This window comes from Anabaena sp. FACHB-595 (assembly GCF_048568275.1).
Lineage (GTDB): Bacteria > Cyanobacteriota > Cyanobacteriia > Cyanobacteriales > Nostocaceae > Trichormus.
In genome coordinates this window covers 5,180,871-5,193,070 of sequence record NZ_CP183473.1, presented here as the reverse complement: position 1 = coordinate 5,193,070, position 12,200 = coordinate 5,180,871, and the positions used below count along the sequence as shown (strand labels likewise).

At 43.1% G+C, this 12,200-nt stretch carries 11 protein-coding genes; 8 read left to right on the top strand and 3 right to left on the bottom strand.

The genetic code is table 11. The features are described 5' to 3' along the window. Window positions 1-9 precede the first annotated feature (9 nt). From ACN222_RS21700 to ACN222_RS21670, 7 genes are all read left to right on the top strand, one after another. On the top strand, window positions 10-348 hold the full coding sequence (locus ACN222_RS21700) for a HesB/IscA family protein (RefSeq protein ID WP_010998478.1): 339 nt from the start codon (window positions 10-12) through the stop codon (window positions 346-348). Window positions 349-444: 96 nt separating this feature from the next. Next, window positions 445-828, top strand: coding sequence for a 30S ribosomal protein S12 (gene rpsL, locus ACN222_RS21695; protein ID WP_006196398.1), 384 nt, complete (start codon window positions 445-447; stop codon window positions 826-828). A gap of 500 nt (window positions 829-1,328) precedes the next feature. Continuing rightward, window positions 1,329-1,799, top strand: a complete 471-nt coding sequence (gene rpsG / locus ACN222_RS21690) for a 30S ribosomal protein S7 (protein ID WP_010998477.1) — start codon at window positions 1,329-1,331, stop codon at window positions 1,797-1,799. 140 nt (window positions 1,800-1,939) lie between these two features. Further along, on the top strand, window positions 1,940-4,018 hold the full coding sequence (fusA, locus tag ACN222_RS21685; RefSeq protein ID WP_010998476.1) for an elongation factor G: 2,079 nt from the start codon (window positions 1,940-1,942) through the stop codon (window positions 4,016-4,018). Between the two features lie 22 nt (window positions 4,019-4,040). After that, window positions 4,041-5,270: an elongation factor Tu gene (gene tuf / locus ACN222_RS21680; protein ID WP_010998475.1), complete on the top strand. Its 1,230-nt coding sequence runs from the start codon at window positions 4,041-4,043 to the stop codon at window positions 5,268-5,270. A gap of 201 nt (window positions 5,271-5,471) precedes the next feature. Continuing rightward, the gene (rpsJ, locus tag ACN222_RS21675; protein ID WP_010998474.1) at window positions 5,472-5,789 is read left to right on the top strand and encodes a 30S ribosomal protein S10; all 318 of its coding nucleotides are present in this window, start codon (window positions 5,472-5,474) and stop codon (window positions 5,787-5,789) included. Between the two features lie 201 nt (window positions 5,790-5,990). Beyond that, window positions 5,991-6,641, top strand: coding sequence for an LON peptidase substrate-binding domain-containing protein (locus ACN222_RS21670; RefSeq protein WP_010998473.1), 651 nt, complete (start codon window positions 5,991-5,993; stop codon window positions 6,639-6,641). 40 nt (window positions 6,642-6,681) lie between these two features. On the opposite strand, the gene pheA is transcribed toward ACN222_RS21670, so the two are convergent. Further along, window positions 6,682-7,554 carry a prephenate dehydratase gene (gene pheA, locus ACN222_RS21665; RefSeq protein WP_010998472.1) on the bottom strand — a complete coding sequence of 291 codons (873 nt, stop codon included), beginning with the start codon at window positions 7,552-7,554 and terminating at the stop codon, window positions 6,682-6,684. Between the two features lie 437 nt (window positions 7,555-7,991). Here pheA and ACN222_RS21660 point away from each other — a divergent pair, with 437 nt between their 5' ends. Further along, complete coding sequence (locus ACN222_RS21660) at window positions 7,992-8,579, top strand: DUF1997 domain-containing protein (protein WP_010998471.1); 588 nt, start codon at window positions 7,992-7,994, stop codon at window positions 8,577-8,579. 79 nt (window positions 8,580-8,658) lie between these two features. Here ACN222_RS21660 and ACN222_RS21655 read toward each other — a convergent pair whose 3' ends face one another. After that, window positions 8,659-9,336 carry a ribonuclease HII gene (locus ACN222_RS21655; RefSeq protein ID WP_010998470.1) on the bottom strand — a complete coding sequence of 226 codons (678 nt, stop codon included), beginning with the start codon at window positions 9,334-9,336 and terminating at the stop codon, window positions 8,659-8,661. A 270-nt stretch (window positions 9,337-9,606) separates the two neighbouring features. Next, a complete protein-coding gene (locus ACN222_RS21650; RefSeq protein ID WP_419756873.1) occupies window positions 9,607-11,670 on the bottom strand; it encodes an Rne/Rng family ribonuclease in 2,064 nt (687 codons plus the stop codon). Window positions 11,671-12,200 lie beyond the last annotated feature (530 nt).

Sequence of the window (12,200 nt, the reverse complement as noted above, 5' to 3'; positions counted from 1 at the left end):
AACTAGTATATGATTCATTTGAGCCAAGCCGCAGCCAGTGAAATCAATCGCTTAAAAGCAAAGCAGCATTCCACGTCCTTATTTAGACTCACCGCTAAACCAGGTGGCTGTTATGATTGGTTTTACGAGATGTCTTTCGATGAAAAAATAAAAGAAGGCGATCGCATCTTCGACATCAATAATATTCAAGTAGTAATCGATAATGCCAGCTATAATTACATCAATGGTTTAGCCATAGATTATTCAGAGGATCTTATGGGTGGTGCATTTCGCTTCCAAAACCCCCAAGCGATCGTTACCTGTGGCTGTGGTAATTCCTTCTCTACCACTGCACCATCTAATGTTTAACGAATAATATGGAAGTTTGACATAAAACAACAAAAAAAGATATAATCAGGATTTGTTAAAACTTAGACCTATAAGCAGCTTCACGCGCTGTGACTCATGCCAACAATACAGCAATTAATACGCACTGAACGCGAAAAAGCGCGTCAGAAAACTAAGTCCCCTGCTCTGAAGCAATGCCCTCAACGTCGGGGTGTTTGCACCAGAGTATACACAACTACACCTAAAAAGCCTAACTCGGCTCTACGGAAAGTAGCACGGGTCAGACTTACATCGGGATTTGAAGTTACTGCTTACATCCCAGGGATTGGTCACAATTTACAAGAACACTCAGTTGTAATGATTCGTGGCGGACGGGTGAAGGACTTACCAGGTGTAAGATACCACATCATCCGGGGAACCTTGGATACAGCCGGAGTTAAAGACCGCAAACAAGGTCGTTCCAAATATGGAACTAAGCGCCCGAAAGAAGCGAAAAAATAAATCAGGCGATTAATCGTGTTTGATTACGATTAGTCGCTTCATCAAAAGCTCCTAAATTCAGGTAAAAGAATCAATGCTTGTTCTGAAACAGTAATTGATTCACAGAATAAATAATCTGTTTCTGAAAATCTGCTCTAGCCTCTACCGCCACCTGCACTCAGCGAGCAAGTGTAGGCATGATAAAAAGCCCTGTAAACGACAACAGCATTTAATCATAAATATTTCGGTATTAATAATGCTGTTTGTTTGTCTACTAAATTGAAGTAGCCATCATGAACTGAGTAAATCAGGATGGATGAAAAAGGACAGAACAAGAGGTTAGAGACTAGTGTTTACGCACCACTCAGCCCTCGGAACTTTTTCAAGTCAGCAAGTCTCTTAAATTGGGTTTGCTGCAACCGTAGAGCCAAAATGCGGAATTATGAGTTGCTCTAGCACTCAGAGAATACGCTGTCTGATAGCATATAATTTCGTTGCCAAATCCGAATTAAAGGTAAAGTATGTCTCGTCGTGGTGTTATTCAAAGGCGGCCAGTCCCGCCTGACTCTGTATATAACAGTCGCCTGGTGAGTATGATCATCCGGCGGATTATGCGTCATGGAAAGAAATCACTAGCTGCACGCATTGTTTATGATGCGTTGAAAACAATTGAAGAACGCACTGGTAACAATGCTTTAGAAGTTTTTGAAAGAGCAGTGCGGAACGCAACACCTTTAGTAGAAGTAAAAGCGCGCCGTGTCGGTGGCGCAACCTACCAAGTACCGATGGAAGTGCGTACAGAACGTGGTACTACCCTAGCACTACGTTGGCTGGTACAATTTTCTAGAAGTAGACCCGGACGGACAATGGCCAGCAGGTTGGCTAATGAGCTACTAGATGCTGCCAATGAAAGCGGGAACGCGATTCGCAAACGGGAAGAAACACACCGGATGGCGGAAGCAAACAAAGCATTTGCACACTATCGTTACTAAGTACAAAAGCGGTATATCGTGCATCAAAAAGCGGTATATCGCGGAATTACCGTACACCAGTCGGTTTTCCCTAAAAGTATAGAATCTTAACAAAGAGTAATATACAAGATATCATGAGGCAAAAACTATAGGAGGTTATTGTGGCACGTATAAACCCGCTAGAGAAAGTACGCAATATCGGTATTGCGGCGCATATAGATGCGGGCAAAACCACGACAACAGAGAGAATATTATTTTACTCTGGAATAATTCATAAAATTGGTGAGGTTCACGAAGGAACTGCTGTAACCGACTGGATGGATCAAGAGCGGGAGCGGGGAATTACCATCACTGCTGCGGCAATTAGTACCAGTTGGAAAGATTATCAAATTAACATTATCGATACTCCAGGTCACGTAGACTTCACAATTGAAGTTGAACGCTCCATGCGGGTGTTAGATGGTGTAATTGCGGTATTTTGTTCCGTGGGTGGTGTACAACCCCAATCAGAAACTGTGTGGCGGCAAGCAGACCGTTACAAAGTACCTCGGATTGCCTTCATCAACAAGATGGATCGTACAGGAGCGAACTTTTACAGAGTTCATGAGCAAATGCGCGATCGCTTGCGGGCAAATGCCATTGCCATCCAATTGCCTATTGGTAGCGAAAACGACTTCAAAGGCATTGTAGACTTGGTGCGGAAACGTGCATATATGTACAACAACGACCAAGGTACAGATATCGAAGAAACTGATATCCCAGCAGACTTACAAGATCAAGTCGAAGAGTACTACACCAAGCTGGTAGAAGCAGTCGCAGAAACCGATGACGATCTGATGTCCAAGTACTTCGATGGCGAACCACTGACAGAAGAAGAAATTCGGTCTGCCCTACGGAAAGGTACAATTGCCGGTACAATCGTACCCGTGCTTTGTGGTTCCGCTTTTAAAAACAAAGGTGTGCAGTTAATGCTGGATGCAGTGGTAGATTACCTACCCGCACCCACAGAAGTACCCCCCATACAAGGTACACTTCCCAACGGCGATGCTATAGAGCGTCGGGCTGACGATAACGAACCGTTAGCAGCTCTGGCCTTCAAGATTATGGCTGACCCTTATGGTCGCCTCACCTTTGTTCGCGTTTATTCTGGCGTTCTGAAAAAAGGTAGCTACGTATTAAATGCTACCAAGAACAAAAAAGAACGGATCTCCCGTTTAGTTCTTATGAAAGCAGATGACCGGCAAGACGTAGAAGAACTACGTGCAGGTGATTTGGGGGCTGCACTAGGATTAAAAGACACCTTGACTGGTGATACTATCACTGATGAAGGCGCACCAGTAATTCTGGAATCCCTATTTATTCCAGAGCCTGTGATCTCGGTAGCGGTTGAACCCAAAACCAAGAACGACATGGATAAATTATCCAAGGCTCTGCAATCTCTCTCAGAAGAAGACCCAACCTTCCGCGTCAACGTTGACCCAGAAACCAACCAAACTGTAATTGCAGGGATGGGAGAACTCCACCTAGAAATTCTCGTAGACCGGATGTTGCGTGAATTCAAAGTGGAAGCCAATGTTGGTGCGCCACAAGTAGCTTACCGCGAAACGATTCGTAAACCAGTTACTAACGTGGAAGGTAAGTTCATCCGTCAAAGTGGTGGTAAAGGTCAATATGGTCACGTTGTGATCAATTTGGAACCAGGAGAACCCGGTACTGGCTTTGAATTCGTCTCTAAAATTGTCGGTGGTGTAGTACCTAAAGAGTACATAGGCCCTGCCGAGCAAGGTATGAAAGAAAGCTGTGAATCTGGTATTTTAGCTGGATATCCACTAATTGACGTGAAAGCAACGCTAGTTCATGGCTCTTACCACGATGTAGACTCTTCGGAAATGGCTTTCAAAATTGCTGGATCAATGGCGCTGAAAGAAGCTGTGCTTAAAGCTTCACCAGTACTGTTAGAGCCTATGATGAAAGTCGAAGTGGAAGTTCCTGAAGACTATATTGGGAACGTCATTGGCGACCTCATCTCCCGTCGGGGACAGATAGAAAGCCAAAGCACTGAACAGGGACTCGCTAAAGTGGCATCAAAAGTTCCACTAGCGACTATGTTCGGCTACGCCACTGATATCCGGTCGAAAACCCAAGGTCGGGGTATCTTTACGATGGAGTTCAGCCACTACGAAGAGGTGCCTCGCAGCGTAGCTGAAACTATCATTGCAAAAAGCAAAGGGAACGCTTAATTAAAAAAGGAAACGAGGATTCATGGCACGCGCAAAGTTTGAAAGAACGAAACCCCACGTAAATATCGGTACGATTGGCCACGTTGACCACGGTAAAACAACCTTAACGGCAGCAATCACCATGACCTTGGCAGCCCTTGGTCAAGCGGTCGCTAAAGGCTACGATCAAATCGACAACGCACCAGAAGAAAAGGCGCGGGGTATCACCATTAACACAGCCCACGTTGAATATGAGACCGCTAACCGTCACTACGCTCACGTAGACTGTCCGGGTCACGCTGACTATGTGAAGAATATGATCACAGGTGCGGCTCAGATGGATGGAGCAATTCTCGTAGTTGCTGCTACCGACGGTCCTATGCCTCAAACTCGTGAACACATCCTGCTAGCAAAACAGGTAGGCGTTCCTAAGCTAGTAGTCTTCTTAAATAAAGAAGACATGATGGAAGACGCTGAACTACTAGAACTAGTAGAACTGGAATTAAGAGAACTGTTGACCGAGTACGAATTCGATGGTGATGATATTCCCATCGTCAGAGGTTCGGGGTTGCAAGCTCTCGAAGTTATGACCAAGAATCCTAAGACCCAACGCGGAGAAAATCCTTGGGTAGATAAAATCTACGAATTGATGGATGCTGTAGATTCTTATATTCCCGATCCAGAGCGGGATATAGATAAACCATTCTTGATGGCGGTAGAAGACGTGTTCTCTATCACTGGTCGTGGTACTGTTGCTACCGGTCGGATCGAACGCGGTAAAGTCAAAGTTGGTGATGTTGTAGAACTAGTAGGTATTAGAGATACCCGCAACACAACCGTTACCGGGATCGAGATGTTTAAGAAGAGTCTCGATGAAGGTATGGCTGGAGACAACGCTGGTGTACTGCTACGCGGTATCCAAAAGGCGGATATTGAACGTGGTATGGTGTTAGCCAAACCTGGTTCCATCACTCCTCACACCCAATTTGAAGGCGAAGTTTACGTTCTCACGGAAAAAGAAGGTGGTCGTAAAACTCCCTTCTTCGCTGGCTACCGTCCTCAATTCTATGTGCGGACAACTGATGTAACAGGTACCATTAAAGCCTTTACTTCTGATGAAGGTGAAACTGTAGAAATGGTAATGCCAGGCGATCGCATCAAAGTCACTGTTGAATTAATCAACCCAATTGCGATCGAGCAAGGGATGCGCTTCGCTATTCGTGAAGGTGGCCGCACCATCGGTGCTGGTGTCGTTTCCAAAATCGTCAAGTAGCACCTTTTTAACCTAATAAATAAGAGCAGAGATGCCGAAAGCTTCTCTGCTCTTTTATCTGAACTTACATAAGGTACTGGGGATTAGGTATTAGGAAAAGACAAGAAGGACAAACAGTGATTTTTGTCTAAGTGTCCCAATCCCCAACCCCCAATCTCCAACCCCCAATCCCTCGATTCATCAGAACCTGGAAAATTTAAGATGGCAACTCTACAGCAGCAGAAGATTAGAATTCGTTTACAAGCTTTTGACCGTCGTTTATTAGATACATCTTGCGAGAAGATAGTTGACACAGCTAACCGTACTAACGCTACAGCCATAGGCCCAATTCCCTTACCCACAAAACGGAAGATCTACTGCGTCCTGAGATCGCCACACGTAGATAAAGATTCCCGTGAACATTTTGAAACCCGTACTCACCGCCGGATTATTGACATTTACCAGCCTTCATCTAAAACCATCGATGCGCTAATGAAACTGGATTTACCATCAGGCGTAGATATTGAAGTAAAGCTTTAATTAGTCAGTAGTCAATAGTTATTTGTTTGCCAAGGACTAGTAACCGCTAGGAACTGACATTAGTAAAAATATTTACTCTGCCCTGAAATAAATTTTTCAGGGCATTTTATTTAGCCAGAAAACAAATGATAGAATGTAAAGAAAATACGGGAAAAGCAGAGAAAGAGAAATTTTAAAGATTAAATTTATACTCAGGTAAAAATGACATCTTCTTCTAGAATTGCCGTCCGCGAACTACCTCTGTTCCCGTTACCCGAAGTAGTTCTGTTTCCTACCAGACCATTGCCCCTGCATATATTTGAATTCCGCTACCGAATCATGATGAACACGATTTTGGAAAGCGATCGCAGGTTTGGTGTCTTGATGGTTGACCCAGTAAAAGGCACAATTGCAAATGTAGGTTGCTGTGCAGAAATTATTCACTATCAGCGTCTACCAGATGACCGCATGAAAATGTTGACTTTGGGACAACAAAGATTCCGTGTCTTAGAATATGTGCGGGAAAAACCCTACCGTGTCGGTTTAGTGGAATGGTTAGAAGACCATCCACCAGCAAAGGATTTGCGCCCTTTGGCAACAGATGTAGAGCAACTGCTGCGTGATGTTGTTCGTCTTTCAGCCAAAATTACAGAACAAAATATAGAGATTCCTGAAGAACTGCCAGATTTACCCACAGAATTATCTTACTGGGTCGCCAGCAACTTATATGGGGTAGCTGGAGAGCAGCAATCATTACTGGAAATGCAAGATACTGCTGCTCGCCTAGAACGAGAAGCGGAAATTTTAACAACCACTCGCAATCACTTGGCAGCTCGTTCTGTTTTGAAAGATACATTTAATCCAAAGCTATAAGTTGATGTCGTGAAGTTGAGCAATAATGCAGTAATAATTACTATTGATTGTTAGCCGAAATTACACTGTAACTACCAAAAATTTTTAAGACTTCTGTGTAAGTAGTTAATTCAACCAAAGCAGATTTCATCTGTGGTGTATTGACATCAGCTTCCAAATCAATAAAAAATAAATATTCACCGAGCGATCGCTTTGTCGGACGAGACTCAATTCGACTCAAGTTAATATCCAAGTGGGCAAAAACTTGTAGTGTTTTGAGCAATGCACCAGGTACGTTGGCAGGTACACTAAAAGCGATAGAAGTGTGAGTGAGTTTTTGTAAAGGTAATTGGTGCGTAATACCAGATTCTGCGTGACTGATTGCCCAAAACCGAGTACAATTTTCTGGATAGTCGTTAATGCGACTAGCTAGTATGGGCAAATTATAAAGTTCAGCAGATCTACTAGAAGCGATCGCCCCTACTGCTAAATCTTGCTCTAGTTTTTCCAGCGCCTCAGTTGTTGAATTACTAGGAATCAGTTGGACATCAGGAAGAAATTCTCTCAGCCACCCTTGACACTGGGCTAAGGCCTGGGGATGAGAATAAACAGTTTTTATCCCAGCTAAACTATTTGCACAAGAAATTAAAGCATGAGCAATAGGCAAGACTAAAGCTGATTGAATTTGCAAACTATCCATCTGCCACATTGTATCCATTGTCATGGTGACACTGCCTTCAATAGAATTTTCTACAGGCACAACAGCTAATTGAGTTTCTCCTTGAGCTAGAGCTTGGAGGGATTGAGCAATGCTGGAATAGGGATGTAAAACAGCTTCGAGTCCAGTATTATGAGTCAGCCATTTTACATAAAAAATAGTAGCTTGTTCTGCATAAGTGCCAGGTGGCCCTAAATGAGCAACAGACAATGTCATTATGTTTTTACCTATAGTTATATATTTGGTGTATAGACTTTATCATAAGTACAAATAGAATATGACTGTCAGCAACTAACTATGAACCAAAAATCAAGTGACGGTATAGGTTGTAGAAGTGCATTGTCGTCCTATCATATCTAAATCAATAGGTGGGGGCGCATTGTCTTGCAAATAATGAATATCAAAACTATGAATTAAATTCTGGAATATCTAGGTCAACGGTATCTTTATTGATAAAGATATGAGCTATAATCTATATACTTACGAACCATAAATGCTTTTCATTTAAGCATCCTAACTATAAAAATGAATTATAACTAAGTGGCATTTAGCCCATCAACTACTTTGATTGAATAGTTTTTTCCATAATAAAATCTATCGAGTCATAAACTAATTAATAATAACAATATTAAAACAATTACTTCCCGTAACTCATGGCTACCAAGTTCACTGCCTCACAATCGGTAGAAATTGCTGTACCGCAGCAGCCTATTCCTATTCAGCACTACTTGCGTCAGCCCCAACGTCTAGTTAATGCTTTGGTAGATCAAAGGCGTATTCAGCAACTTTCTGAGGAAATATTTCGTCTGAAAATGCGCCCTTTAAATTTCATGTCCTTGAGTATTCAACCTACTGTAGATATGAGAGTTTGGGCAGAATCTAACGGAACAATTTATCTGCGTTCAGTAGGTTGCGAAATTCTTGGTTTTGAGTACATTAACCAGCGCTTCTCCCTCAATCTAAGAGGGTATTTATCGCCATATCAATTAAATAGTGCTACTCGCCTAGAAGGTAGGGCTGATTTACAAGTGCAGGTAGATTTACCACCTCCTTTTTCTCTAACACCCAGACCGATTTTAGAGACTACTGGTAATGGTTTACTCAAAAGTGTCTTATTGACAGTAAAGCAAAGATTGTTGCACCAACTATTAGTGGACTATCGTCAATGGGTAATTTCCCAAACTCAAGAACAAGCTTTAGCTAACAATGATCCTCAATTGCCAATTTTCAATATAGAGTAATATGTTCATTTTTCTGTAGCAGAAAACAAATGCTACTTCTTTTCTGTTGAAAGAAAAGAACAGTTTAATTACGAATTAACTAGTCAGGTGATATTTGACAAGGGCGGAACGACTGACGATGTAAGGGTGAAGCCCCGTGTTGTGCCAGGGCTAACAAATGCTTTTTGCTACCATAGCCCTTGTTACTCTTTAAGTCATACATTGGATATTTAGTTGCCAGACGCTGTATCAAATCGTCACGCCAAACTTTAGCCATGATGCTGGCGGCGGCAATATTGAGCGATCGCTCATCTCCCTTAACAATAGTTTGTTGTAACATTAACAAGTCTTGCACTGGTTGATTACCATCTATCAAGCAGAGGATGGGCTGTAATTTTAGCTTTTTTACAGACCGTTTCATGGCTAACAGTGTTGCCTGCAAAATATTAATTCGGTCAATTTCAGCCGTTGTCGCATAACCAATTCTCCAGTCTATAGCTAGGGTAGAAATTTGCTGCGCTAGCTGGACTCTGCGAGAATGAGATAGTTTCTTGCTATCTTTAATTTCGGCTGTCATCAGGTGAGGAAAAGCGCTAGCTGGTAATATGACAGATGCTGCCACTACAGGCCCAAAGAGAGCGCCCCGACCTACTTCATCGACTCCTGCTACCAGTCCTGAAATATTCGACCAATCAGGGGAAGACTCCAACCAACCACTTGCGTTTAGGGATATTGGCAACTTTAGATTATTAGTAGTTTGCTCTTTCTTTAGCATCATCAAAGCTTACACTAATACACAATATCTCACGGTTAGGTGTGTGTCTTCCCATGAAAACAAACTAAAAAATACACTACAGGTACTCCCTTAGAGAACTCAGGAAATAGTAGCGCGTCTACTGTCATCTGGTGCATAAATATCTTTCACTATCTCCGTATGCTCTGTACCTCTATAGTTTATTAATGCACTATGGATAGACGCGCTAATATGCAGCTAAAAAATGTCTGAAATTCTAGTTTAAATCTGTGGCTCTGCTTCGCAGAATTGGTCTTAACTGTCCTCCCCCGTATCTGAGTCGGACGCGGAAGAACGACGACGACGACGACGGTTAGCAGTGCTAGCGGCATTCACTTCAGATTCTTCCATCGTTTCTGTCAACTTTATGGGTTCGGTTGCAGCTACCGACACAGACTTAGATTCCAACTTTACCTTTGGTGTATTCACTTCAACACTTGGTGTTACTTTAGCGACAGGCTCCGGAGTTATTTCAGTCGGTATAGTTGGTGTTTGTCCCGGTTGAACAATGTTAATAATGACGGATTTAGGATTTTTCACCTCCTGCTCTAATTTAATTAGCGGAGAAATCCCCATGAGAGCAAAAATATCTTGTTCTTCTGGAGTCATTTCTACAGTCCTAATCTCCGGTGGTTCTACCACTGGCTTAACTGGCTCTGTTTTAATGACTTTAGTCCGTTCTGCTCTTTCAATCCAGCCTGATTTGCCCAGGTTAGGTGTGGGTAACTCTGGTGGAGCGCTTAATTCTACATCTCCATCAAGGTCTAAATCTGACTCACTGATAAAAGCTAGTGGGTTGGCAGTAATTCTTTGTTCATCTTTGCCATTTGTACCATTGATGCCAATCCGACTGCGACGGGTACGGGCGCGACGTTTATTGTTATCGTTCAGTTCTTGATAGCTAGGATGATTAATTAAATTTAAAGCACCCAAGTCGGAGTCGTTTTCAAATGCTTCACCAAATCCATCGTAGGTTTCTCGTGGTTCGGTGGTGCGTGCAGTTGGTAAACGAGGCTCTCGTGTAGGCAGAGATACAAAACGTTCGGGAACTTCTGCTGCTGGAGTGGGTAAGCGATTCTCCGTTTCTCCGGGTAAGCGGACTGTATGTCCTAAACCACCGCAGGCGGGGCAAGTATCACCAAACAATTCATAAATATTTTGCCCTTGCCGTTTGCGAGTCAGTTCTACTAAACCTAACTCTGTGAGCTGGGCGATTTGCGGACGAGCTTTGTCTGCGCGCAGGGCTTTATTAAAGTGTTCAAGAACTTGTAATTGGTCACGACGTGATTCCATATCAATGAAATCAACGACGATTACCCCAGCGATATTCCGCAGACGTAGCTGGCGAGCAATTTCTGTTGCTGCTTCACAGTTGGTCCACAAAACGGTTTCTCTAGCTGTGGCCGATCGCGTAAAGGAACCAGAGTTAACATCTATTACTGTTAACGCTTCTGTTGGTTCAATAATAATATAGCTGCCAGAAGGAAGGTCTACTCTTGGTTTAAGGGCTTCTCGAATTGCGGCATTGATCCGGAAATATTCTAAAATTGGGGAGCGATCTCGGTGATGGTCAATCAGCAATCCTTGGGGTGTCTGACCGCCACTCCAGTTCTGCAAGTACTGCTTGACTCGTTTCAAACCAGTACTGGAATCGACGACAATCCGATTCACATCCGCGCCATACATATCACGTAGTACGCGCTGGATAAAGTCATCGTCCCGATTCAGGAGTGCTGGCGCACGGGTAGACTGGGCTTCTTGCTGAATGGCTTCCCATTGCTTTTGCAGAACTTCCAAATCTTCGATGATTGCTTCTTCTGGCTTGCCTTCTGCCTCTGTACGCACCAGCAAACCCATGCCGGCAGGTTTAATTAAAATTGCTAATGCCCGTAAGCGGTTACGTTCACTCTCACTCTTAATCCGCCTCGATAAATTTACACCCCTACCATAGGGCATCAGTACCACATAACGTCCAGGCAGAGTGATATTACCTGTGAGCCTTGGGCCTTTTGTTCCCGTTGGCTCTTTCATTACCTGCACCAGAACTTTTTGTTGTGGTGCTAATAATTCCGTAATTGCTGCTGCTGTTCTTTTGAGTCGTAAAGGGCCTAAGTCAGTTACATGAATAAAACCATTACGTTCTGGGTCTCCAATGTTGACAAAGGCTGCATCAATACCTGGTAATACATTTTCTACTACACCTAAGTAGATGTCACCGATTTGATGATGGCCTGTGGCTACAACGAGTTCTTGTATTTGGTCTTCCGAAAACACAGCAGCTATTTGATGCTGCTCCGCGATAATAATTTGTTTTGGCATTCAATTTCCTCAAAAATCGGCAGTATCAACAGGCTTGGAGGTTTGTTATCCCTCTCGCCCCTGCCAGCCTCCAAAGACACTGCTGGTAATAAAAATTGTGAAGTTGAGCTTCAAAATAAAAAGCTATTGACTGGGGAATTGCGTCGATACGCCTGATTATTCCAGAACGGCTGCATATTGTCTAAGCAAATAAATCAACCGTCCGTGGTTGATTTCTGATGTGATACCTTCACCATCTAGGGATTAGGCATTCAGCAGTTGTTTTAAAAGCATGGTGGTAGAGAAGCGACGGAGCCTGCTGTTAATCACTAGTTCACACGATAGCTATAAAGAGAGAGTTCTTTAATCTGCCTTAGTTTCTCTGGGATAAAATCCTAGAATTTTCACTCTAATACCTTTAATTTCGCTCCCTGATGATCAGGGTAATAGTGAACTAGCTTCTTCTATGCAGCGCCAGAAAATTTCTCTTCACCCCATTCTAACGCAACCTTGCTAAAAATCAATTCCCACGATGTACCACAGTAGAGTAA